The sequence below is a fragment of the Brotaphodocola sp. genome (genome assembly GCF_983179755.1).
In genome coordinates this window covers 135,767-159,983 of the sequence record NZ_CFAHBC010000003.1, presented here as the reverse complement: position 1 = coordinate 159,983, position 24,217 = coordinate 135,767, and the positions used below count along the sequence as shown (strand labels likewise).

Below are 24,217 nucleotides of genomic sequence, written 5' to 3'. Positions count from 1 at the left end.
GTACGCACGGTGGTGTGAGAGGACGGCGGTTAGTCACCGCCTCCTACTCGATTTTTCCATGTGATACAGTGATATAGTTTGTGCATCACAGGAATGGGAATCAATTCTGCGGGAAAGGACATATAATAGGATACGGACAGATTGAAACTCGATCACTCAAATGCTATAATAAAAAAATGAGTGGATATTTAGTACTGTAAAGTGAAAAACAGTTACAGGATAAATGACAGAAAGTTTGAAGATTTTCCGGAAAGGCGGAGAAAAATGGAAAAGAAAAATATTTATCTGGATCATGCGGCGACGACGAGAACAAGACCGGAAGTCGTGGAAGCCATGTTGCCGTATTTTACAGAATTATATGGAAATCCTTCGTCTGTGTATGATTTCTCAGCGCCATGTAAGCAGGCGGTTGCAAAGGCGAGGGAGATAATCGCAAAATCGATCGGGGCAAAGCCGTCCGAGATCTATTTCACAGCGGGTGGAAGCGAGTCGGACAACTGGGCACTCGAGGCGACCGCAGATGCACTTAAGGACAAAGGTCGCCATATCATTACGAGTAAAATTGAGCACCATGCGATTCTTCACACCTGCAAGTATCTCGAGGAGCATGGATTTGAGGTGACCTATCTCGACGTGGATGAGAACGGAGTTGTGAAACTCGACGAGCTTCGTAAGGCGATCCGCCCGGACACGATCCTGATCTCTGTGATGTATGCGAACAATGAGATCGGCACGATTCAGCCGATTGCAGAGATTGGAGCGATCGCGAAGGAACATGGAATCTGGTTTCACACAGATGCCGTGCAGGCTTATGCTCATGTCCCGATCGATGTCAATGAGAGCGGGATCGACATGATGAGTGCGAGCGGACATAAATTTGGCGGACCGAAGGGAATCGGTTTCCTCTATATTCGGAGCAACGTGAGAATCCGCGCGTTTATTCACGGGGGAGCGCAGGAGCGTGGACGCCGTGCAGGAACGGAGAATGTTCCGGGAATCGTCGGCATGGGAAAAGCGTCTGAGCTTGCGATGGAGACGATGGAGGAGCGCGCAGAGCGTGAGGTGGAGCTTCGCGAGTACCTGATTGAGCGTGTGATGGAGAGAATTCCTTACACCCGTGTCAATGGTCACCGGACGCTCCGTCTGCCGAACAACGTAAACTTTGCATTCCAGTTTATTGAGGGGGAATCTCTGCTGATTGTCCTTGACAGCAAAGGAATCTGTGCCTCAAGTGGCTCGGCATGCAGTTCCGGTTCCCTCGAGCCGTCCCATGTGCTGATGGCGACGGGACTTCCGAAGGATATTGCCCACGGCTCCCTCCGCCTGACGTTAGGAGAGGAAAATACGAAGGAAGAGCTTGACTATGTGGTTGACTGCATGGAGGAGACCGTGAAGCGCCTTCGCAAAATGTCTCCGAAATATGAGGCATTTATAACTGCTCAGTAGGTCTGCGCACTTGTTGCGCTGACCGTAAGAAAACATAGGCTAGAAGGCAAAAATCCCATCGGCGTAGCCGATCTGGAATGGATTTTTGCTCGTAACTATGAATAGAGGAATGTGTGGATGGACTGTATGAGAATTCGACAGACCAGATTCTTTGTTAGAAATTTTGTGACTGTGAAGGCTGATAAGAGATGAAATGAAACAGTTACGAACAGGTGGAAGAGGAAAAGAAAGGAAGACACGATTGGCGAAGAAAGTAGTAGTAGGAATGTCGGGCGGAGTGGACTCCTCCGTCGCAGCATGGCTTTTAAAACAACAGGGGTATGACGTGGTTGGCGTGACGATGCAGATTTGGCAGGATGAGGACAGCAGTGTCGTTCAGGAGAACGGTGGATGCTGTGGTCTCTCGGCTGTGGATGATGCGAGACGGGTTGCATGGGAGATCGGAATCCCCTATTATGTAATGAATTTCCGTGATGAGTTCAAGGAACATGTGATGGATTATTTCGTGGCGGAGTATTTAAGAGGTCACACTCCGAATCCGTGTATTGCGTGCAACCGCTATGTGAAGTGGGAGTCTCTGCTTCACCGCAGTCTTGCGATCGGAGCAGATTATATTGCGACAGGTCATTATGCGCGCGTGGACAAATTGCCAAATGGCAGATATGCGCTGAAAAAATCAGTGACTTCTGCAAAGGATCAGACGTATGCGCTTTACAACCTGACTCAGGATCAGCTTGCGCGGACTCTGATGCCGGTCGGAGATTACACAAAGGATGAGATCCGGCGCATTGCCGATGAGGCGGGACTTCCGGTTGCGCATAAGGCGGACAGTCAGGAGATTTGCTTTATCCCGGATCACGACTATGCGAAGTTTATTGAGGAGAATGCACAGAATGTGCCGGGACCGGGCAATTTTGTGGACAAGAACGGAGTAATTCTCGGTCGTCATGAGGGCATCACGCACTATACGATCGGTCAGAGAAAGGGACTCAATCTTGCGATGGGGCGTCCGGTGTTTGTGACGGAGATCCGCCCGGAGACGAACGAGGTTGTGATCGGAGATGGAACCGATGTTTTCACCGATTATCTTGTCTGTGACCGCATCAACTGGATGAGTGTTGATGGACTGCATGGAGAGGAGCGGGAGATTGTTGCAAAGATTCGTTACAGCCACAAAGGTGCGCCGTGTATGATCCGCGAGATTGGGGAGGATCGCGTGGAGTGCCGGTTCCTTGAGCCGGTGCGCGCTGTGACACCGGGACAGGCGGTTGTGTTCTATGATGGAGATTATGTAATGGGGGGAGGTACTATTTTATGAGAAAGAAAGTGATGTGTGCGGTTGCAGTGATGACGGTTGCAGTGATGGCGAGCGGATGTCAGAAGCAGGAACAAGCTGGCGATGGCAGTGTTTCGGCAGTTTCGACAGTTTCAGCAGAGACTTCTTCGGCGGGAACTTTGGCTTCTCAGTTTCAGGGGACAGAAACGCCGGAACTTGTGCAGACGACCACGGCTACACTTGAAATGCAGAAGAGCGCACATGAGACGGAGCGAACGATGATGCCGATGGAGACGAGAAATGAGACGGTCTATGTCAATGCGGATCAGCTCAATGTGCGCAAAGAGCCTGGAACAACGGCAAAAATTGCCGGGAGAGTCAACCGCGGAGATACGCTTACGAGAATCGGATACAGCGATGAGTGGAGCCAGGTGATGTACAACGGCTCTGTGTGCTATGTTGCGACGACCTATCTGAGCACAGAAAAGGTGGAACCGACTGTGACGAAGACGGTTTCTGCTGATTCCACAACTTCTACAACGTCTCAGAGTGTTCCGGAAAATGCAGTTGTCGTCTCTCTGAATCCGAAGTGGACGTATGCGGGATTTGCGAAGATTACGTCGGGTTCTGCCCTGCTGTATCAGTCAACTTCTGCCTCAAGAAATGGAAAAGTGGTCTGCGTGAATGCGGGACATGGAACGAAGGGTGGATCTTCCGTCAAGACCCAGTGTCATCCGGACGGAACGCCGAAGGTGACCGGAGGAACTACGGGAGCCGGTGCGACCTCGGCAGTCGCAGTTTCCGGCGGAACTACCTTTCAGGATGGAACACCGGAGGCGAAGGTAACGCTTCAGGCGGCCCAGAAACTCAGAGACAAACTTCTCGATAAGGGATATGATGTGTTGATGATCCGCGACAGCGATGATGTTCAGCTCGACAACATTGCAAGAACCGTGATTGCGAACAACATGGCAGATTGTCATATCGCTCTGCACTGGGATTCCACGAAGAATGACAAGGGCGCATTTTATATGAGTGTTCCTGATGTAGCATCCTACCGTGCGATGGAGCCGGTTGCCTCGAACTGGCAGAAACATCATGCACTCGGTGACAGCCTGATCACGGGTCTGAGAAGTGCCGGAGTCAAGATTTTCTCAAGCGGAACAATGGCAATGGATCTGACGCAGACCTCCTACTCCACGATTCCGTCTGTGGATATTGAGCTTGGAGACACGGCATCTGATCACTCCTCGGCAACGCTGAACACACTTGCAGACGGACTCGCGGAGGGCATTGACCAGTTCTTTGAGAGATAATCCAATCCATTTAATTTGTTTTTTGAGAAGTTGTCGAAAATAAGAGGAAATCGAAAGAGAATCATAGGAAAGCTCAAGAAAAATAATTAAGAGAAATCTAAATTCTATTAATTTTACTTATGATTCCTCCTGTGATATGATGGTGTCAGTGAGAGATACAAACACTTATGCAAAACAGAAAAACAAACAGGCATTCAAATATAAGGAGGGTATTCACATGATTCCAACAATCACAAAAATGGAAGTTTTCCCGGTAGCAGGTCATGACTGCATGGAGCTGAACTTGAGCGGTGCTCATGCTCCGTACTTCACCCGTAACATTGTTATCCTGACTGACAGCGAGGGCAATGAGGGTATCGGTGAGGTTCCGGGCGGTGAGAAGATTACCGATGCTTTAGAGAAGATCAAGGATATCGTGATCGGAACGAGCATTGCAGATTACAAGCAGACCCTGAACAAGATTCGTGCATGGCTGTCTTCCAACGTAAAGGATGACAAGCGTGGTCTTCAGACCTTCGATCTGCGTGTCGGTGTACATGTAGTGACCGCAGTAGAGGCTCCGCTTCTCGACCTTCTCGGCAAGTTCTTAAACGTTCCGGCAGCCGCTCTGATGGGTGACGGCATTCAGCGTGACAAGGTACGTTTCCTGTCCTACCTCTTCTATGTTGGAGATCGCAAGAAGACGGATCTGGAGTATGAGGAAGAGCCGGATTCCGATTGCGATTGGTATCGTCTGCGTCATGAGGAGGCTGTAACTCCGGAGGCAATCGTTGCTTTAGCAAAGGCAACCAACGAGAAGTACGGTTTCGAGGACTTCAAGTTAAAGGGTGGCGTTTTCACTCCTCAGGAGGAGTTACAGGCTGTAACCGCAATCAAGGAAGCATTCCCGAATGCACGTGTAGACCTTGACCCGAATGGTTGCTGGAGCTTAAAAGAGGCTCTGGAAGTTGCACCGGGTCTGAAGAAGGTTCTGGCTTACTGTGAGGATCCGTGTGGTGCTGAGGATGGTTTCTCTGGCCGTGAGGTTATGGCAGAGTTCAGAAAGGCAACGATGATGCCGACTGCAACCAACATGATCAATACCGATTGGAGACAGATGTGCCATGCAATCGCTCTTCAGAGTGTTGATATTCCGTTAGCAGATCCGCACTTCTGGACGATGGAAGGTTCCGTTCGTGTTGGTCAGCTCTGCAACGACTTCGGTCTGATGTGGGGATGCCATTCCAACAACCACTTCGATATTTCTCTGGCTATGGTTGTACAGTGTGCAGCAGCAATCCCGGGCAAGATGAACGGTATTGATACCCACTGGATCTGGCAGGAGGGCCGTGAGCGCCTGACCAAGGAGCCGTTACAGATCGTTGGCGGATGCATCGACCTGCCGAAGAAGCCGGGTCTCGGTGTTGAAGTAGATCGTGATCAGATCATGAAGGCTCATCAGCTGTACATGGACAAGTGCTATGGCAAGGGTGCTCGTAACGATGCTGTTGGTATGCAGTACCTGATCCCAGGCTGGAAGTTCGACAACAAGAAGCCGTGTATGGTTCGATAAGCGAGACTGGCAAGCTTGATACAACTGCTGTGAACTTAAGAATCCTATAAAAACCATAATAAAGTCATAAAAATCCTGTATAGATAAAGAGGGCTGTCGCATTGGTAAATGTATTTTACTGTGCGACAGCCTATTTTCGTCTAACGCGGAAATCCAAAATGATTTCTTGGAAGAAGTCGAAGAGGATGAGTGCGAAGAATTAATTAATGATTTTGCTTTACAATTTTCCTAAGATCGTATATAATGGAAAAGCTGGCAGGTGCCAGCTACGGAGATGTACCCAAGTGGCTGAAGGGTCCGCACTCGAAATGCGGTAGGTCGGGTAACCGGCGCGAGGGTTCAAATCCCTCCATCTCCGTTGAAAACCGGACTCGGGCGACTGAGACCGGTTTTTTTCGTATTATGATAAAAAAACAGGCAGGTATTTTCAAGGAAAAGAGGAGGCGCGGAATGATCAAATTAGTAGTGTCGGATATTGACGGAACCCTTTTGCCGGACGGCGGACATGACATGAATCCGGAACTGTACGAGGTTATTTTAAAACTGCGCAAGGCGGGGATGCAGTTTGCGGCGGCGAGTGGCAGACAGTGGGCGAGCATTGAGCAGGTATTTGATCCGATCAAGGAAAAGATTTTTTATCTGTCGGACAATGGCGCTTATGTGGGATGCTGTGGTCGTCGCCTTATCGTAAATCCGATTGATCGTCATCTCGTTGTCGATGTGATTCAGGATATCCGTTCTGCTGGTTTGATTGCGATGTACAGTGGACCTGATATGGTCTACTTGGACGATCCTGATGAGGATTTTTATGACTGGCTGGTCAACGGATACAAGTTTCGTGTCCAGAGAGTCGAGGATGTGCTCAAGGTGGATGATCCGTGTATCAAGATTTCTGCATATAAAAAGTTCGGGATTGAACCGGCGACAACGGCGATCCGCGAGAAGTATAACGATAAAATGAAGATCACGATCTCCGGCGACATGTGGATGGACTGTATGAAGACCGGCGTCAACAAGGGTGCAGCAGTCAAACTGCTTCAGGACAGCCTGTCGATCAAGCCGGAGGAGACGATGACGTTCGGAGATCAGCTCAACGATATTGAGATGTTAAAGCAGGCATATTACAGTTTTGCAGTCGCAAATGCACGTCCGGAGGTGAAGGAAGCCGCGCGGTTTGAGACGGATTCCAATGTGCAGGATGGCGTTCTCAAAATCTTGAAATTTCTTGTATAGATGGATTATAGATTATATAGATAGATTATATAGATGGATTATGTAAATAGATGTGATGTATTTTGTGCAGGCAGATAGACAGTAGACATTTGTTTTGCGTAGACGGGTAGAGAGGAGACCGGAGAGAAAGAAAAGAATGAGAAGAGCAGGAACAAGAAAGCGGATTCTTCTGGCAGTGGCGGTGGCAGTGATGCTGGCGGGAGGTGTGTCGGGATGCAACGGAAAGATTTCTTCTATTGTCTCAGAGAGTATGGGAACGGAGGGATTTTCCGATGCGCAGATGATGCTGATTGTGGCATCGGAGCGGAACCGTTGTCAGAAGATTTATACCGATCAGATCTGGGACACCGTGGTGGATGATGCGGGGACGACCTTTCAGACGTATCTGTTAGAAGAGATCCAGAAGTTTTTGAGAGAACTGAAGGTCATGAATCTGCTTGCAGATGAGCGTCAGATCGCACTCTCTGCGCGGGAGAAAGAGGAGCTGAATGCGCTTGCAGATTCCTACTACGAGTCGATGAGCGACGCGGATCGTGCTTACACAGGTGCGACGCGGGATGATGTCTACACGATGTATGAGGCGTACCATCGCGCCAATCGTCTCGTTGATGCATTGACTCAGAATGTCAATCTCGAGGTCAGCGACAGTGAGGCGAGAGTGATTACGGTTTGTGAGGCTTCGTTTTCCCAGGAGAGTGAGGCACAGGCGTTTTTAAATCGCGTGACGGAGGATGGCGTGGATTTTGCGACAGCAGTCAAGGAGAGCAATTTAGAGGGAAGTGCCGAGAAATCGGTCGGACATGGAGAACGCTCGAAGGCGTATGAGGATGCAGTATTTGCGCTTGAGAGTGGGCAGATCAGTCCAGTCTTTCAGGACGGTGACCTCTGGTATGTCGTGAAATGCGTCAACGACTATGATGAGAATGCGACGCTTGATCGCAAACAGAAGATGGCGCTTGAGCGGAAGAATCAGGCATTCCGCCAGATCTATGACAGTTTTGCCGAGGATCATCAGGTGGAGTTAAACGGAAGTTTCTGGGAAAAACTTTCTCTGAAAGAGGGAACGGATTCACAGACGGACAATTTCTTTGAGCAATACCGTCAGATGATGGATGGAGAAAACTAGAAGACGAAGATATCAAAAGCCAGAGTTTTGAACAACGAGAAATATGGGAAACGACAAGGGATAGCAGGGATAACAAGGATAGCAGGAGAAAGACGAGGAGAAGGGAGCGGGAGATATGATTGCACTGAAGATAGAGGATCTCAAACATTTTACCGGTCAGCTCTTTGCCGGGGAGGCATTTGATCACTGGCAGGTTCGTGATGTCTCGATTGTGACGTTTAACACGTTCACGATCGACGGGCGGATTCGTCCCGCATACTACTCGGAGGAGGAGCGCAGGGAGCAAAAGATCAGGTCATACTCGCTCTGGAGCAGTCTGCGCCCGTTCTGCTATTCGTTGATTCGCGGGAAGCGTTTGCCGGAGAGTTTTCGGATCACACTTCAGCTTGCGCCGGATCAGACGGAAGATTTCTTAAAGAGTTCCGGAATTGGATTTACCGCAGATCAGATCGGAAGTCTCTGCTTAAACATCCGCTATGAGAACCGCGAGCTTATTTGTGTGACGGGTCTTTCGATGAATATTTTTACGTTGGATAAGCAGGCGGAGTATGCGTGGGATGAGGCAGTGCGCCGTTACTTTAAGGCGAAGCAGATTCCGTTTACGGAAGAGAATTGAGAATGATAAATTTTTTTGAACTGCGATATTTTATTAGCACTCATTTGAAATGAGTGCTAATTTTTTATTGACATTTGAATTCTGCTGTATTAAAATACCCTTTAGTGGCTTATTAAAGAATGAAAATTCGATAAGGAGTGAGATTGATGAGCAGTAAGAGTGGCAATTTATCTATTAACAGTGAGAACATATTCCCGATTATCAAGAAATGGCTGTATTCCGACCATGATATTTTCTATCGTGAGCTGGTTTCCAACGGCTGCGATGCAATTACAAAACTGAAAAAACTGGAGCTGATGGGAGAGTACACGAAGCCGGAGGATCTTGAGTACAAGGTTCAGGTCAGTGTGAACCCGGATGACAAGACGATCACCGTGACCGATAATGGTCTTGGTATGACTGCTGATGAGGTTGAGGAGTATATCAACCAGATCGCATTTTCCGGCGCACAGGATTTCCTCCAGAAGTATAAGGACAAGGCAAATGAGGATCAGATCATCGGTCATTTCGGACTGGGATTCTACTCCGCATTCATGGTAGCTGACAAGGTGACGATCGATACCCGCTCCTACAAGGAGGGAAGCACCCCGGTACACTGGGAGTCTGAGGGCGGTCTGACGTTTGAGATGAAGGATGGCGACAAAGCAGAGCAGGGAACTTCGATCACGCTGTATTTAAACGAGGATAGCTATGAGTTCTCCAACGAGTATCGCGCAAGAGAGGTGCTGGAGAAGTATTGTTCGTTCATGCCGGTTCCGATTTATTTAAAGAATGAGAAGGCAGAGCCGGAGTACGACACGATCGACAAGGACCAGCTGACGGACAAGGATACCGTGATTGAGACGGTACTCGAGCCGGCAAAGACCGAGGAGAAGGAAAATGAGAACGGCGAGAAGGAGACAGTTGAGGTAGAGCCGGCAAAGGAGCGCTACAAGATTCTGAGACGTCCGGTTCCGGTCAACGACACGAATCCGCTGTGGAACAAGCATCCGAATGAGTGTAAGGATGACGACTACCGTGACTTCTACCGCAGGGTCTTCCACGATTACAAGGAACCGCTGTTCTGGATTCATCTGAACATGGATTACCCGTTCAATTTAAAGGGAATCCTGTACTTCCCGAAGATCAACACGGAGTACGATTCCATTGAGGGAACGATCAAACTGTACAACAACCAGGTATTTATCGCAGATAACATCAAGGAAGTTATTCCGGAGTTTTTGATGCTGTTGAAGGGCGTCATTGATTGCCCGGATCTGCCGTTGAACGTATCGAGAAGTGCACTTCAGAACGATGGATTCGTCAAGAAGATTTCGGATTACATCACGAAGAAGGTTGCTGACAAGCTGACCGGTATGTGTAAGACGGACCGTGAGAATTATGAGAAATACTGGGATGACATCGCTCCGTTCATCAAGTTCGGTTGCCTGAAGGATGAGAAGTTTGCCGAGAAGATGAACGATTACATCCTGTTCAAGAATCTTGATGGCAAGTACCTGACCCTGAAGGATTGCCTTGAGGAGAATAAGGAGAAGCATGAGAACAAGGTCTTCTATGTAACCGACGAGAAGGAGCAGAGTCAGTACATCAACATGTTCAAGGAGGCTGGTCTGGACGCAGTGATTCTTCCGCACAGCATTGATTCTCCGTTTATCGGACATCTTGAGCAGAAGAATGAGGGACTCAAGTTCCTTCGTATCGATGCAGATCTGAATGATACCTTCAAGGAAGAAGTGAAGGAAGATGATGAGGTATTCAAGAAGAATGCGGAGACTCTGACCGCTGTCTTTAAGAAGGCACTTGGAAATGACAAGCTTGAGATCAAAGTTGAGAAGCTCAAAAATGAGGGGATTGCCTCGATGCTGACGGTATCTGAGGAGAGCCGTCGTATGCAGGATATGATGAAGATGTACAACATGTACGGAATGGACCCGTCGATGTTCGGCGGTGCCGGTGAGACGCTTGTGCTCAATGCGAACAACAAGCTGGTTCAGTATGTGATGGAGCACGGCGATGAGGAGAATACCTCAAAGATCTGCGAACAGCTCTATGATCTGGCACTTTTAAGCCACGGAACTCTGTCTCCGGAGCGTATGACGAACTTCATCAGCCGAAGTAATGAGATTATGATGATGCTTGCAAAATAACCTGCAAATAAAGTGGAATAAGTGGAATAAAGTGTTTGCAGGGCAATGCAGGATAAGCTACAATAAAATAAAGCGAAAACGAGATTATAAAATTAGATTATTAAGGATTAGATTATTAAGATAGTAATTTAAGTTATTAATCAAATCAAAGGATCTCGGGATCGATTAAAAGGACAGCCCTGTGCGCAAATATGTGTGCAGGGCTGAACTGGATTTCAGATGTTTTGTAGCGTGAAAAAAGATGGAAAAAGATGAAGGAGGAGTGATACATGGAAATCAACGGACACACTCGGATGCTTTGCCTGATTGGAAGTCCTGTGGGACATTCCGGATCTCCGGCAATGTACAATTACAGCTTTGAAAAATGCGGATTGGATTACGCGTATCTCGCATTTGATGTCAAGGAGGATGAGACAAAGAAGGCGATTGATGCGCTTCGTCTTCTGAATGTCAGAGGATTCAATATCACGATGCCGTGCAAGACGAAGGCTCTGGCATGCTGTGATGAACTCTCAAAAGACGCAGAGCTGATCGGCGCAGTTAATACGGTTGTAAATGAGGATGGAAAACTGATCGGTTACAACACGGACGGACGCGGTTGGGTCAGAAGTCTCAAGGAAGCGGGAGTCGATATTCACGGAAAGAAGATGACGATCGCGGGTTCTGGCGGTGCGGCAACCTCGATCGAGATTACATCTGCGCTGGAGGGACTCAGAGAACTCACGATTTTTGCAAGAAAATCATCGGCTTCTTTTGCAAATGCGGAGCACACAGTTGAGAAGATTCGCAGTGCGGTTGAGGAGTGCAAGGTTAATCTGTATGATATTGCGGATCGGGAGGTGTTTGCGAGAGAGATTGCGGACAGTGATATTTTCACGAATGCGACGAGTGTCGGAATGAAACCGCATGAGGATCAGACCTTGATTGATGATCCGGCAATGTTCCATCCGGGTCTTGTTGTATCGGATGTTGTATACAATCCGCGGAAGACGAAATTGCTTGAGGATGCCGAGAAAGCTGGATGCAAGATCGTGCCGGGAATTGGTATGCTCTTGTGGCAGGGCGCAGAGGCGTTCAAATTGTATACTGGAAAAGAGATGCCGGCGCATGAGGTAGAGGAGAAATATTTTCGCTGAAAAGCGTGAGGCGCATGACGCAGGAAATGCTAGAAGAGTTAGAATTCAAGTCGATGCTCACGGAGACTTGTCGCGTGATTTTGGTCAGCTCTGCTGACACCTTCCCATCAAAATTACTGTGCATTCACTCTGGGTTATAAACGGGATAAGAAATTTGAAAATAATAAGAGAAAAAAGGGGCTTCCCTGGCGAACAAAGTCACGCAAACTCGTTCTCCGGGAAGCTTATTTGAAGTTTTTAATCTGGTTTTAAGTTCTGGATGTCTTTATATCATTTATTTTTTATTTCATATATTTTGTGAATCCGATAAGTTACTGCATTAAAAGAAAAAGATCGCTGTTTTTTGTGTCGTTAAGTCTGAGAGGTTGCGTTTTTGATAGAGAAACCATATCTTCGCATCTTTTTTTCCATGACAAAGCAGGTGTGCGATGCTATCATTTTGGTAACAGGAAAGAGTACAGATGAAGCGATAGAGGGCTGAGGTGGAAGGATGGCATATAATGAGCTGATTAAGAAATTCAACCGGACTCGCGATTATATGCGGGAGTTTTACATATATGGATTTAAGAGCAGGGAAGAGTATACGAGAAAGAGTGCGCGCTCCTATGACGATGAGCGTAGGCGCATTGAGGCATGGCTCGGAGATTATATGGGATTTCGCCAGACTGCGGATGGAAAAAATGTTTTTCTCTCAATCGACAGTCGTCAGTCCCGCCACAATCCGTTTTACCGCGCATGGAAGATGAAGAGCTTTACGGATGGAGAGATTACCCTGCATTTTATTCTGATGGATATTCTTGCGTGTGCAGAGGAGGAGTTGTCGCTTGCACAGATCACTACGAAAGTTGATGCGTATCTTGCGGAATTTGAGACTCCACGCCTTTTTGATGAATCGACGCTTCGTAAAAAGCTCAAGGATTACGAAAAAGAGGGGATTGTCAGTTCCCGAAAGAAAGGTAAATTGGTCTATTATCGTTTGGCACAGAGTTGTGTGATGGAGAAATGTTTGACAGAAAGCTTATCGGTGGAAAGTCCGTCAGGGGATTTTGTGAAAGGAACTCAGGAGTATCTGGATTTGCTAGATTTCTTCTCGGAGGTAGCGCCGTGTGGTGTCATCGGTTCTTATCTGATTGATCGCGCTGAGGAAAATCGGGAGTGCAGTTCGAGTGCGAACATAAGGGAGCGAAAGGAATGCGGGGAAAGGGACGGGGAGTCGGAGAAAAACGGGAACAGGGGCAACGATAGCCATGTCGAACATTTCGTGTTCAAACATCACTATATCACATCTGCGATGGACAGCGAGATCCTCGGCGAATTGTTTCTTGCGATGCGGGAAAAAAAGAATATTACGCTTGAGACGATTAATCGGAATCGGGATAGGATTGCGGAAAATCACGTTGTTCCGCTTCAGATCATGATCAGCGTTCAGAGTGGTCGCCAGTACCTGATGGCATATATGCCGAGGCTCAAGAGGATCGCTTCGGTGCGGATTGACTCGATTGTGTCGGTTAAAATCAATGACAGAAATCCTCGCTTTGAGGAACTGCGTGAACGACTTCGCGCGATGCAACCTCACATGTGGGGCGTCAGCACACAGGGAAGATCCGGTCAGCGCTTGGAGCATGTGGAGTTTACGGTCTGTTACGGTGAGGGCGAGCAACACATTCACCGGAGACTTGAGAGGGAAAAGCGATGTGGAACGGTGAGAAAACTCGATGAGCACACGAGTCATTTTTCAGCGGATGTCTATGACGCGAGCGAGCTGATTCCGTGGATTCGGACATTTCTCTGCCGGATCACGCAGATCCATTTTTCCGATCCGCGTCTCGAGGCGCAGTTTAAGCGGGATATCGAGGAGATGTACCGTCTTTATGGGCTTGAGGAAGGGGATAAGGAAACACGAGATTATTGGCGTGATCAGACAGAGATGATGGATACGGAGCGGAGAGAAGGAAATTGTGTGTGCCCCAAGATAGGGGAATATTTGGAGAGAGAAGGTGAGGGGCGATGATGTTTCATGAAATTTATGGAAGCTATTATCAGACAGTCGCCCGTGTGCTGAGAACGGCAGTCGATCATCCGCTTGCGCCGAATGAACTAAAAGAAATCATCACAGGGCATGCGTTTGGGGAGAGTGAATGGAATATTGAGAGTGCTCTGCGGGAGGAGAGGTGGCAGTTGATCCGAAAGGATGGCACGACTCCGATCCGAAAGAAGCCAACTTGCCCACTCACTCTGCTTGAAAAGCGTTGGCTCAAGGCGATTTTGATGGACCCGAGAATTCAACTTTTTATGGATGCGGGTTGCGATGCAATTCCTGATTTTATTAAAATCGCGGATGCTGGTGAGTCGATCGAAGTGCTTGATTTATCAGAGGTGGAACCGCTGTTTTCGCCGGAGGATATCCGGGTGTTTGACCGGTATGAGGACGGTGATCCCTATGAGAACCCGGTTTATCAGAGAAATTTCCGTACAGTGCTCTCAGCGTGCAGAACACACAGTTCGATCGTCGTCGACAGCATGAATCGGAAAGGGCGAATTCGGACGGAGACTGTGGTTCCGGAATACCTCGAGTACTCTGAAAAAGATGATAAGTTTCGTCTGGTCGGCACGGGAAGCCGTTACGGCGGAATGATCAACCTCGCAAGAATCATCAGCTGTAAGGTCTGCGAAGAGGATGGAATGTGGAAGGAAGATGGAGGAAAAAATCCGAAGAATTCAAAAGAAGACGGGAAGAAGAAGCTGAGTGGTGAGGGCTGGAAAGAGACAACGGAACGAAAAGGTTCTGGGAGTCGGATGGTCGAGTTTGAGCTTATCGATCAGAGAAATGCGCTTGAGCGGGCGCTTCTCCACTTTGCTCACTTTGAGAAAGAGGCAGAGAGGATAGAAAGAAACCGCTATCGCATCAGAGTGAGATATGACAAGGACGATGAGACGGAACTTGTGATTCGGGTGCTCTCGTTTGGACCGATGATCCGGGTCACTGCGCCAGAAGTTTTTGTCGATCTGATTCGTAAGCGTTTGATCCGGCAGAAACATTGTTTCCTGAAAAATTTGACAGAGAAGAACGTTTGAATGAAATCAAAGTAGAAAAGGAGCGGAACATGCTTGAAATTAAAGGAAAAGTCAATACGGCGATCTGTTATGCGAAGGAGATTGAGGATGAGGCGATTGAACAGATCCGTCGGATGTGTGATTATGAGCTGACGCGCGGAAGCCGGGTGAGAATCATGCCGGATGTCCATGCCGGGAAGGGATGTACGATCGGGACGACGATGACGGTCACCGACAAGGTTTGCCCGAATATCGTCGGAGTCGACATTGGATGTGGAATGTACACGGTGCGCCTGAAGAAAACGGAGATTGATTTCGAGAAGATTGATGAAGCCTGTCATTTTATTCCGTCTGGAATGAATGTCTGGGAGGGGAGAATCGAGAGATTTCCGCTCACAGAACTTTACTGTTACCGTGCACTCAGAGATTCAAGGCGGCTTGAGCGTTCGCTTGGAACCCTGGGTGGTGGAAATCATTTTGTCGAGATCGACCGCGCAAAGGATGGAACGAACTATCTCGTGATTCATTCCGGAAGCCGAAATCTTGGAAAGCAGGTGGCGGAGTACTACCAGCAACTTGCGATTGATCTTCATATGGGAAAAGAGGAGTACTTCAAAGAGAGGGAGGAGATCATCCGCACTTACAAGGAAGCGGGGAGACGGTCGGAGATTCAGTCTGCACTCGGAAAACTCAAGCGAGATTATCAGGTGCACGCCCTGCTTGTGCCGGAGGATATCTGTTGGCTCTATGGGACATTTCTCGACGATTATCTTCAAGATATAGAGATCTGTCAGCAGTTTGCGCGCCGGAATCGTGAGAAGATGGCGGAAATCATTCTCGAGCGGACGGGAATGACGGGTGAGGAGAGTTTTCACACGATTCATAATTACATTGATGTGCAGGAGCGGATTTTGCGAAAGGGAGCAATTGGCGCACATAAGGGCGAGAAGGTGCTGATTCCGATCAATATGAGGGATGGGTCGATTCTTGCAATCGGGAAAGGAAATCCAGAGTGGAATGACTCTGCACCGCACGGAGCAGGGCGCGTGATGTCGAGAAAAAAGGCTAAGGAGTCTCTGGATATTGAGGCATACCGGGAGTCAATGAGAGGAATCTACACGACTTCGGTCAACGAGGCGACGATCGACGAGGCGCCGATGGCATATAAGTCACTTTGTGATATCATCGATGTGATTGGAGAGTCTGTCAATGTGATCGAGGTGTTGAAGCCGGTCTACAATTTCAAGGCATCGGATGAGGAGCCATGGGCAAAGAAGACAAAAAAAGATGATAAAGAAAAAATGGACGGGGAGGAGAAAAAACAGGAGCAGACTAAGAGTGCAGAGCAGGAGAGTGAAAGAAAAGCGTAAAAAAAGAGATCGATAAGAAAAATAAATAAGAAAAATGAATAAGAAAAACGAATTAAAAAGAAAAATCAGAAAAGAAAGAATGAGACAGAAAATCCGGTTGAAAGTGCCAGAAATCTGGTGTTTTCATCCGGATTTTTTGTGCTCGTTATCTCTGATAGCGATCGTTCATTGAGACCGCGGAAAGGTTACTGGACACGGACATCTTTGAGAGCATCATTAATCAGCAGTCGAACGATGTCGCAGGAGTGCAGAAATTCAATGATTTTTCGACAGATGTTATTTCTGCGTTCCAGTGGTGTTTTGAGGTTTAGGCTCCGAACTGTTTGATCGCGTCGAGGAGTGTCTGGATTGCGGAGTTGACTCCGCTCGCGAGGTCAGCTCCTGGTCCGCTGGCCGATGAGGTCTGGGCGGTGAACCGGCAGTTCATCATCAGCAGGTACTGTCCCTTCTCCAGCGTGATCGGGACTGGGGTTGTGTCAATGTATTTCATGGAAATCATATCTTTGTATTGACGTCGCGTCGCGGACATCACGAAAACGATTCCGGTGTTGTCCGGGTCATCCGTCACGAAATACCAGGTGCCTGCCGGAATGTGAACACCGACTTTGAATTCGGTTGCACTGCGATAGTCGAGATTCGGAACCTCCTCAATCGGGGAGGCAGTGGCATTTTCAAAAGTCAGATATTCTCCCTCCTTGACCGCTACAATCGCGTCTGTCTGGATTCCGCCATAGTCGATCAGATCCTCATGTTTGTCTGGATCTGCCTTGTCAGAAATCATATAGACACCAGGTTCTTCTCCGGTGGAGAGCAGAACGTACTCTCCGACAGGGAGGTCGGAACCGACGAGGTAGGTGTCGGCAGGATAGATCGTCTCCGGTTTGGAGGTTGAGGTCGAAAGTCCGGCAACGAGATCACCCGATACAAGGATCGGAGAGGTCTGCTGGCGTTTCAGCGCTTCCTCCTCGGCAATTGCGGTCTCTGAGGCGGTTGGAATGCGGTAGCGCTTGATGTCTTCCGCAGAGGCGGTCGAAGCGAGCAGGCAGTCCTCAAGCTGGAGATATTCTCCCTCGTGAACCGTAATCACCGCATTGTCTTTCACTTCCATGTAATCGATCACGCAATCGTAGGTGTTGCTCGGCCATGCGAGTGTGAATGCAACACCTGCCTGTGCATTTTTCGCACGCTTGAGCCGGTAAGTGCCCGCCGGAATGTGGTAACCAATCTTGTACATATTTCCGTAAAAATGATCGATCTGCGGAACCTCAGCGATCGGGGAGGCACTGCACCGCGTGAGCTTGAGCACTTGCCCCTCGCTCAGCGTCACGATTGAGTTGTACGGAAATGAGGCGTGATCAAGCACCTGAGCCTCGTCACTCAAGTCAGACAGAATTGAGTAGGAACCTTTGATTCCGTTTGTCAGCGTGAAGATCATGTATTCTCCGGCAGGAAGATCTGTTCCGACCTGGTAGATTCCCGGTCGGTAGACAGTCTCCGGAATGGAAGTGGATGTGCTCAGGATGTCTTTCGGTTTCAGAATTCCGCGACTGCTCGTGATGACCGGTGAGGTCGGAACAGCGGTTGCATCGGTATCCGCCCCGTAAGCGGGGGTGAGGACGGAAATCGAGAGGAGAAGAGCAGAAAAAAAGGTATGGAGTGGTTTCATCATGTCCTTTCTTAAAAAGGCAAGGTCAGCACAGTGTGAGAACCGTACCTCTTAAAGTTTCAAATTAAAAAAATCAGGGTCTTTAAAAACAGACCTTTAGATTGTACTATATAATTGAGACAACTTCCATAGGAAATCTGAAAGATTTATAGGGAGAAAACAAAAATAATTTCGTGAGTGTTTTTTCAGGTGAACGTTTCTTGACATTTGATGAAATGCGCGATATATTGAACCAAATTCGTTCTTGAACCGTTCTTGAACGAAGAACTTAGAAAAAGGAGCCGATCATTATGGTTTGTCCGAGATGTGGACGAAAATCATCTGGAAAAATATGTGTCTGGTGTCGGAGTGGGCGAAATTTGTCCGAGTATTCGATCAAAGATTATGATAAGTATAGCGCTGAGATCCCGGAAGAGGATTACAGGAGAGAGCTTGAGGAAAAGATCCGAGAAGAGCAGGAACGTGCAAAGAATGGGATTTTAGATCCGATTTTGGAGAATCAGGAACATAGAGAAAATAGAGAAGATAGAGAAAACCGGGGAAACGAAGAAAAACGGAAAAACGAAAGTCGGGAAAATGGAGAGGAGGAGATGAAAGAGGCACAGAGCGGGCGCGGGCGTTCGCGAAAAAAGGCGACAACGACACAAAAGCGGTCTTGGCGCAATGCAGATGCAGATCGCAGTGAGCGAAAGGAAAAAAAGCAAAAAGAGAGACAAAGAGAAAAACAAAAGGAAAAGAAAGATAAGCGAATTCGGGCGATGCAGTCAGAGCTTGAGGATTTGAGGGCGCGCCAGCAGGAGCACGAAGATTTAGAGCGGGAGCGGAAACGTCAGGAAAAAGAACAGAGTCGCCAAGATAAATTTCAGGAAAAAGCACAGAGCCACCAGGAGAGAGCGAAGGAAAAAATAAAGCCATCCGTTCTTGCGGTTGTGGGATTTTCCCGCCTGCTCCAGCTCGCATCAGCAGTTCTGATGGCACTTTTGACGGTGATGAGTGTATTTTCATTCTGGCAACACCGGGAGGGACTCGGAGGAATTATGACGATTCTCGATGAGCGAAACTATGCGCTTGCGCTCTATCTCGCGTCAGCCGGAGCTGTGGTCTTCTTCGGGATGATCTGGACGCTCTGGATTATGAGCCGAAAGGGAGCAGGCGGAGAGGTGCGCATGAAGACTTACGACACGGGACGGGGATTTCTGCCGTTTCTTCTGTGCCTGGGTGCAGTTTGTGTTGTGACCCGCCTGTCCGGGTTAGTGCCGGAGGATGGCGAGATGTGGCACGGAATGGCAAAGGCGGTCAGTGCGATTGTGATAGCCGTGCAGGAGGAGCGTCGTCAGCTGATGCTTGTGAGCACTGCGGGAGTCATCTTTTCTCTGATCCGCAAAATCCTTCATGTATAAAAAGTGCTGTTTGCGCAAAGCGTGAACAGTAACGAGAGGGTTGTCTGTCAGGACAAACCTGAGAGAAGCGGGTTGTATTTTCCCGTGAAATCCATTATAATAAGAAATCAGTCTGAAGAAATCTGAAGAACATTGAAGAAAAAAGGAGAGTTTGAGAACGTGAAGAAGATTCTGAATCTGATCGAAGAAAAGATGCGCACAGCGTTTGAGACCTGTGGCTACGAAGCCTCTTACGCAAGAATCGTGCTGTCAAACCGCCCGGACCTGTGTGAGTACCAGTGCAACGGTGCAATGGCAGCAGCAAAAGCATACAAGAAAAAACCGATTGACATTGCAACGGCAGTAGTGGAGAATCTGACCGGAGACGAGATGTTTTCCGAAATTACTGCAGTGATGCCGGGATTCATCAACATCCGTTTAAATCCGCAGTACCTTGCAGATTACCTTGGCGGTATGCAGAAGGAAGAAAAACTGGGTCTTGAGGAGACCGGACACGGTGAGACGATCATCGTCGATTACGGTGGTGCAAATGTAGCAAAACCGCTTCATGTCGGTCATCTGCGTTCCGCAGTTATCGGTGAGGCTGTGAAGCGCATGGGTAAATTCCTCGGTTACAATATGATCGGTGATGTTCATCTCGGAGACTGGGGTCTTCAGATGGGACTGATTATTGAGGAACTGCGCGATCGCAAGCCGGATCTCGTATACTTTGATGAGTCCTACACCGGAGAGTATCCGGCAGAGGCTCCGTTTACGATCAGCGAGCTTGAGGATATCTATCCGACCGCAAGCGGAAAGGCAAAAGAGGACCCGGCATTCAAGGAGCGCGCGCAGACTGCAACCTTCAAATTGCAGAATGGCTATGCACCGTTTACCGCAATCTGGAAGCACATCATGTCCGTTTCCCTCGCAGATCTGAAGAAGAACTACGGCAATCTGGATGTTCACTTCGAGCTCTGGAAGGGCGAGAGCGACGCTCAGAAATATATTCCGTGGCTGATTCAGGATCTTCAGGACAAGGGACTTGCACATGAGAGTGATGGTGCTCTCGTTGTCGACATTGCAGAGCCGACCGACAGCAAGGAGCTTCCGCCGTGTATCGTCCGCAAGTCTGACGGTGCTGCATTGTATGCGACCTCTGATCTCGGAACAATCATCGAGCGTGAGAAGGACTTCCAGCCGGTTAAATACATCTACATCACCGATAAGCGTCAGGAGCTTCATTTCGTTCAGGTCTTCCGTGTTGCGAGAAAGGCAGGCTATGTGAAGCCGGAGACCGAGATGATTCATATCGGATTCGGTACGATGAACGGAAAGGACGGCAAGCCGTTTAAGACGAGAGAGGGCGGAGTCATGCGTCTCGAGCGTCTGATCGCTGACATTGATTCTGCTGTTTATGATCGTATCATGGAGAACCGCACCGTATCTGAGGAGGAGGCAAAGGAGACTGCAAAGACCGTTGGACTTGCTGCGCTGAAGTACGGCGATCTGACAAACCAGGCATCCAAGGATTATGTCTTCGACCTTGACCGCTTTATCTCCTTCGAAGGAAATACCGGTCCGTACATCCTGTACACGATCGTTCGTATCAAGTCGATTCTGAACAAGTATCAGGAAACTCAGGCAGAGACTGCACCGGCAGACGCAAAGATTCTTCCGGCAGTGGGAAATGCAGAGAAGGATCTGATGCTTCGCCTTGCACGCTTCAATGATGTGATGGAGAATGCATTTGCAGAGACCGCACCGCATAAGATCTGCCAGTATATCTACGAGCTGTCCAATGCATTCAACAGCTTCTACCATGACAATCGAATCCTTGCGGAGGAAGACAAGGCTCGTCAGGCAAGCTGGATTCAGCTGATCACGCTGACGAAGGACGTTCTGACGACCTGTATCCACGTTCTCGGTTTCGAGGCTCCGGAGCGCATGTAATTGAGCGCCCATTTACTTATAAAAAAATTCTCAGATCGACGTGGCCGATTTGAGAAAAATAAAGTGAGACATACAAGAAAAGCACCTTCCTAGGGAGGTGCTTTTCTTTATGGCAAAATAGTGACAGAAAAATAGTGATTGTAATGGAATAAGAGAGAAAAACCTGTTATAATGAGATTGTTAAATACAGAACAGGGAAGGAGATACTGAGTTGATTAAACAAAAGAGGGGGGCGTCCATGAGCCTTGCGGTTTGTGGATTGTTTGCAGCACTGATTGCGGCAGGTGCATTTATCAAGATTACGATTCCGATGCCGTTGACGGACATGCATTTCACAATGCAGTGGTTTTTTGTCTTGCTTGCGGGACTTCTGCTCTCGTCCAATCAGGCATTCATGAGTGTGGCGACATATCTGATCGTTGGTCTGATCGGAATTCCGGTGTTTGCGTCCGGCGGTGGTCCGGCATATCTGTTGAAGCCGACATTCGGATTTCTTTTGGGCTTTGCGTTTGCTGCGTGGGTGATGGGATTCCTGAATGAGAGAATGCACACGATGCGCGCACTTCCAATGATGATTCCGGCGACAGCAGGATTTGTGGTATATTATGGAATGGGTCTGATCTATTTTTACATGATCGCGAACTTCCTGCTTGCCAATCCGATCGGCTGGAAAGAAATCTTTGTCGTGTACTGTGTAGGCACGATGGCACCGGACTATATTCTCTGCGTACTTGCGGTGGTTGTAGCAGGACGACTCAAGCCGGCGATCTCGCAGATGATGATGTATTCATAAGATGACTCAGAGAGAATGTCATTCGCTCTTGTGGATGGGGACCGCAAAGTGTATGCATGAAAGACAAAAGTATAGAGAGTATACAGATTAAAAACAGAAAATCCCGCTTGCGGGATTTTTTGCTGTAAAAAATGGTATGTTATATGTGATGCGCCAAGTCGATGCTTGCGTCAACTTGAAAGCAATAATAAAGAAAGAAGTACAAAGAAAAAAGAGAAAGAGTGAAGAGAAAAGGAAGAGGGAGAAAAAGGTTATGGGAGAGATACTGGTTCATGCAGGCTGTTTTGTGGGAATCATTCTTCTTGGATATGTTCTGCGAAACATCGGTTTTTTTGCGGAGGATGATTTCCATGTCTTGAGTAAGATCGTGGTCAAGATTACCCTGACAGCGGCGATTATCACAAACTTCTCGGGAAGAGAGATGGAGACCTCGATGTTGCTTCTGATGGTGATGGGTTTTCTATTCGGTGTGTTCATGATCGGAGTCGGCGCAGTCCTTTACCGAAAGCGGGGACGCGAGCATCAGTCGTTTGCGATCCTGAATATTTCCGGATGCAACATTGGAAACTTTGCGATGCCGTTTGCACAGGGATTTCTCGGACCGGTCGGAGTCATGGCAGTTAGCCTGTTTGACTGCGGAAACAGCTTCATCTGTATGGGCGGATCGTGCAGTGTCGCAGATATGGTAAAGTCCGGAAATGGAAAATTTGACATCCGCTCGATTATCCGGAGACTGTCCAAGAGCATTCCGCTCTTAACCTATGTGTTCATGACGATTCTGGCATTCTGCCATATGTCCCTGCCTCAGCCGATTATCGAGTATGCGGGAATCATCGGAAATGCGAATGTCTTTATGGCAATGCTGATGATCGGTGTCGGATTTCATCTGAGCGGGGATCGGGAGCAGATCGGAGATATTGTGAAAATTCTCTCGACTCGCTATTTCGTGGGAATTCTTTTCGCTCTGGCATCCTACTTTTCCCTGCCATTTCCGCTTGAGTACCGTCAGGCGCTTGTGATTACCTTCCTTGCACCGATCGCAAGCATCGCTCCGGCGTTTACCGCAGAACTCAAAGGAGATTTCGGACTGTCGAGTGCGGTCAACTCCCTCTCGATTCTGATCAGCATTGTGTTGATTACAATCGCACTTGTGGTGATGCTGTGATAAATACAGAATCTGTCAATAACAACTTTCAGACCGTCCGGTCATTTGGAGGGAAGAGATGCCCCACAGATGATCGGGCGGCTTTTTATAGGGAAAATGTCACCTTGAGGGCGACCATTTTAAATATGAAATTTGATATACTCATTGAGAAAGAAAACAGGAATTGCCATTGTAAAAGCAATGAGGTTGTTTTATAATAAAAAGAAAAACAAGTACAGAAATTTAAATGAAAAGGACAGAAAATGCCAGCACAATTAATCATGAAATTAGAAAGTTCAGGGACTCTGAATCACAGAATGTCATCCCTTTTTCACGGAGTATTGATGGAATTAATTCCGGAAGAGTATGCGGAGATTCTTCATCAATCGCGCCTTCATCCCTTTTCTCAGTATCTGAAAGTAAAAAATAAAGAATGGTATTGGATTGTAAATACATTGAATCAGGAAGCAGAAGACATTATTTTGCATCAGACTCTGGAAAATTTATCTGATTTTTATTTGAAGAGAAATGAAATCACAGTTCAGATAAAGGAAAAGGAATTTCAGAAAAAAACACTTTCTGAGATGATGCAACAATTTTATAAAGAAGATGCAGACAAGTTTGTATCCTTACAATTTCTGACACCGACAGCATTTAAACAGCAGGGGCAATATATTTTTTATCCGGACATTCGCTGTATCTACCAGAGCCTGATGAACAAGTATGATGCATCTGTGGAAGAGAATGTCATGATGGATGCGGACACTCTGGATCAGCTTTGTCAGGATACCAGACTTGTAAAATATGATTTGAGGAGTGTTCGGTTTGATATGGAGGGAATACGAGTTCCGGCATTTCTCGGAAGCCTGACGCTTCGGTTGACAGGAACACAGACGATGGCAAATTTCGCGAATATGCTGTTTGAGTTTGGAACGTATTCGGGAATCGGAATCAAGACAGGGCTTGGAATGGGAGCGTATGAGCTTGTAAAAGAGGGGAGGATAAAGTAA

The 24,217-nt window shown here is 47.9% G+C and carries 18 protein-coding genes and 1 tRNA gene; 18 read left to right on the top strand and 1 reads right to left on the bottom strand.

Annotated elements, in window-relative coordinates; translation table 11 throughout:
- Positions 1-264: 264 nt before the first annotated feature.
- From nifS to AC4EVX_RS02620, 13 genes are all read left to right on the top strand, one after another.
- On the top strand, positions 265-1,446 hold the full coding sequence (nifS, locus tag AC4EVX_RS02680; RefSeq protein WP_490159513.1) for a cysteine desulfurase NifS: 1,182 nt from the start codon (positions 265-267) through the stop codon (positions 1,444-1,446).
- A gap of 241 nt (positions 1,447-1,687) precedes the next feature.
- Complete coding sequence (gene mnmA, locus AC4EVX_RS02675) at positions 1,688-2,764, top strand: tRNA 2-thiouridine(34) synthase MnmA (protein ID WP_490159518.1); 1,077 nt, start codon at positions 1,688-1,690, stop codon at positions 2,762-2,764.
- A 203-nt stretch (positions 2,765-2,967) separates the two neighbouring features.
- Positions 2,968-4,038 carry an N-acetylmuramoyl-L-alanine amidase family protein gene (locus tag AC4EVX_RS02670; protein ID WP_490159517.1) on the top strand — a complete coding sequence of 357 codons (1,071 nt, stop codon included), beginning with the start codon at positions 2,968-2,970 and terminating at the stop codon, positions 4,036-4,038.
- Positions 4,039-4,255: 217 nt separating this feature from the next.
- On the top strand, positions 4,256-5,590 hold the full coding sequence (locus tag AC4EVX_RS02665; protein ID WP_308450389.1) for an enolase C-terminal domain-like protein: 1,335 nt from the start codon (positions 4,256-4,258) through the stop codon (positions 5,588-5,590).
- Positions 5,591-5,860: 270 nt separating this feature from the next.
- A tRNA-Ser gene (locus tag AC4EVX_RS02660) sits at positions 5,861-5,948 on the top strand.
- Positions 5,949-6,040: 92 nt separating this feature from the next.
- Entirely contained in the window at positions 6,041-6,823 is a 783-nt protein-coding gene (locus AC4EVX_RS02655; protein ID WP_490159512.1) for an HAD family hydrolase, read from the top strand.
- Between the two features lie 136 nt (positions 6,824-6,959).
- Positions 6,960-7,949, top strand: a complete 990-nt coding sequence (locus tag AC4EVX_RS02650) for a peptidylprolyl isomerase (RefSeq protein ID WP_490159511.1) — start codon at positions 6,960-6,962, stop codon at positions 7,947-7,949.
- Positions 7,950-8,064: 115 nt separating this feature from the next.
- A complete protein-coding gene (locus tag AC4EVX_RS02645; RefSeq protein ID WP_490159510.1) occupies positions 8,065-8,565 on the top strand; it encodes a DUF5721 family protein in 501 nt (166 codons plus the stop codon).
- A gap of 146 nt (positions 8,566-8,711) precedes the next feature.
- Positions 8,712-10,712: a molecular chaperone HtpG gene (gene htpG, locus AC4EVX_RS02640; RefSeq protein ID WP_490159509.1), complete on the top strand. Its 2,001-nt coding sequence runs from the start codon at positions 8,712-8,714 to the stop codon at positions 10,710-10,712.
- Between the two features lie 269 nt (positions 10,713-10,981).
- On the top strand, positions 10,982-11,848 hold the full coding sequence (aroE, locus tag AC4EVX_RS02635; protein ID WP_177977330.1) for a shikimate dehydrogenase: 867 nt from the start codon (positions 10,982-10,984) through the stop codon (positions 11,846-11,848).
- 490 nt (positions 11,849-12,338) lie between these two features.
- Positions 12,339-13,859 carry a WYL domain-containing protein gene (locus tag AC4EVX_RS02630; RefSeq protein ID WP_490159508.1) on the top strand — a complete coding sequence of 507 codons (1,521 nt, stop codon included), beginning with the start codon at positions 12,339-12,341 and terminating at the stop codon, positions 13,857-13,859.
- On the top strand, positions 13,856-14,923 hold the full coding sequence (locus AC4EVX_RS02625; RefSeq protein WP_490159507.1) for a WYL domain-containing protein: 1,068 nt from the start codon (positions 13,856-13,858) through the stop codon (positions 14,921-14,923). The genes AC4EVX_RS02630 and AC4EVX_RS02625 overlap by 4 nt, the downstream gene beginning before the upstream one ends.
- A 29-nt stretch (positions 14,924-14,952) precedes the next feature.
- Entirely contained in the window at positions 14,953-16,272 is a 1,320-nt protein-coding gene (locus AC4EVX_RS02620) for an RtcB family protein (RefSeq protein WP_490159506.1), read from the top strand.
- Between the two features lie 307 nt (positions 16,273-16,579).
- Here AC4EVX_RS02620 and AC4EVX_RS02615 read toward each other — a convergent pair whose 3' ends face one another.
- Positions 16,580-17,941, bottom strand: coding sequence for a hypothetical protein (locus AC4EVX_RS02615; RefSeq protein WP_490159505.1), 1,362 nt, complete (start codon positions 17,939-17,941; stop codon positions 16,580-16,582).
- A 287-nt stretch (positions 17,942-18,228) separates the two neighbouring features.
- Between AC4EVX_RS02615 and AC4EVX_RS02610 the strand changes: the two genes are divergently transcribed.
- From AC4EVX_RS02610 to cas6, 5 genes are all read left to right on the top strand, one after another.
- Complete coding sequence (locus AC4EVX_RS02610) at positions 18,229-19,338, top strand: hypothetical protein (RefSeq protein ID WP_490159504.1); 1,110 nt, start codon at positions 18,229-18,231, stop codon at positions 19,336-19,338.
- A 159-nt stretch (positions 19,339-19,497) separates the two neighbouring features.
- Positions 19,498-21,270 (top strand): arginine--tRNA ligase, encoded by a 1,773-nt coding sequence (gene argS / locus AC4EVX_RS02605; protein WP_177977336.1) that lies wholly within the window; start codon positions 19,498-19,500, stop codon positions 21,268-21,270.
- 238 nt (positions 21,271-21,508) lie between these two features.
- Positions 21,509-22,063: a biotin transporter BioY gene (locus AC4EVX_RS02600; protein WP_177977337.1), complete on the top strand. Its 555-nt coding sequence runs from the start codon at positions 21,509-21,511 to the stop codon at positions 22,061-22,063.
- Positions 22,064-22,316: 253 nt separating this feature from the next.
- Complete coding sequence (locus AC4EVX_RS02595) at positions 22,317-23,228, top strand: AEC family transporter (protein WP_490159503.1); 912 nt, start codon at positions 22,317-22,319, stop codon at positions 23,226-23,228.
- 323 nt (positions 23,229-23,551) lie between these two features.
- On the top strand, positions 23,552-24,217 hold the full coding sequence (gene cas6 / locus AC4EVX_RS02590; RefSeq protein ID WP_490159502.1) for a CRISPR-associated endoribonuclease Cas6: 666 nt from the start codon (positions 23,552-23,554) through the stop codon (positions 24,215-24,217).

Coding starts and splice junctions, on each gene's coding strand:
- aroE (WP_177977330.1), top strand. CDS start 10,982: ATGGAAATCAACGGACACACTCGGATGCTTTGCCTGATTGGAAGTCCT.
- AC4EVX_RS02615 (WP_490159505.1), bottom strand. CDS start 17,941: ATGATGAAACCACTCCATACCTTTTTTTCTGCTCTTCTCCTCTCGATT.
- nifS (WP_490159513.1), top strand. CDS start 265: ATGGAAAAGAAAAATATTTATCTGGATCATGCGGCGACGACGAGAACA.
- AC4EVX_RS02600 (WP_177977337.1), top strand. CDS start 21,509: ATGAGCCTTGCGGTTTGTGGATTGTTTGCAGCACTGATTGCGGCAGGT.
- cas6 (WP_490159502.1), top strand. CDS start 23,552: ATGGAATTAATTCCGGAAGAGTATGCGGAGATTCTTCATCAATCGCGC.
- AC4EVX_RS02670 (WP_490159517.1), top strand. CDS start 2,968: ATGCAGAAGAGCGCACATGAGACGGAGCGAACGATGATGCCGATGGAG.
- AC4EVX_RS02645 (WP_490159510.1), top strand. CDS start 8,065: ATGATTGCACTGAAGATAGAGGATCTCAAACATTTTACCGGTCAGCTC.
- AC4EVX_RS02620 (WP_490159506.1), top strand. CDS start 14,953: ATGCTTGAAATTAAAGGAAAAGTCAATACGGCGATCTGTTATGCGAAG.
- AC4EVX_RS02625 (WP_490159507.1), top strand. CDS start 13,856: ATGATGTTTCATGAAATTTATGGAAGCTATTATCAGACAGTCGCCCGT.
- AC4EVX_RS02595 (WP_490159503.1), top strand. CDS start 22,317: ATGGGAGAGATACTGGTTCATGCAGGCTGTTTTGTGGGAATCATTCTT.
- AC4EVX_RS02665 (WP_308450389.1), top strand. CDS start 4,256: ATGATTCCAACAATCACAAAAATGGAAGTTTTCCCGGTAGCAGGTCAT.
- AC4EVX_RS02650 (WP_490159511.1), top strand. CDS start 6,960: ATGAGAAGAGCAGGAACAAGAAAGCGGATTCTTCTGGCAGTGGCGGTG.
- AC4EVX_RS02655 (WP_490159512.1), top strand. CDS start 6,041: ATGATCAAATTAGTAGTGTCGGATATTGACGGAACCCTTTTGCCGGAC.
- AC4EVX_RS02610 (WP_490159504.1), top strand. CDS start 18,229: ATGGTTTGTCCGAGATGTGGACGAAAATCATCTGGAAAAATATGTGTC.
- htpG (WP_490159509.1), top strand. CDS start 8,712: ATGAGCAGTAAGAGTGGCAATTTATCTATTAACAGTGAGAACATATTC.
- AC4EVX_RS02630 (WP_490159508.1), top strand. CDS start 12,339: ATGGCATATAATGAGCTGATTAAGAAATTCAACCGGACTCGCGATTAT.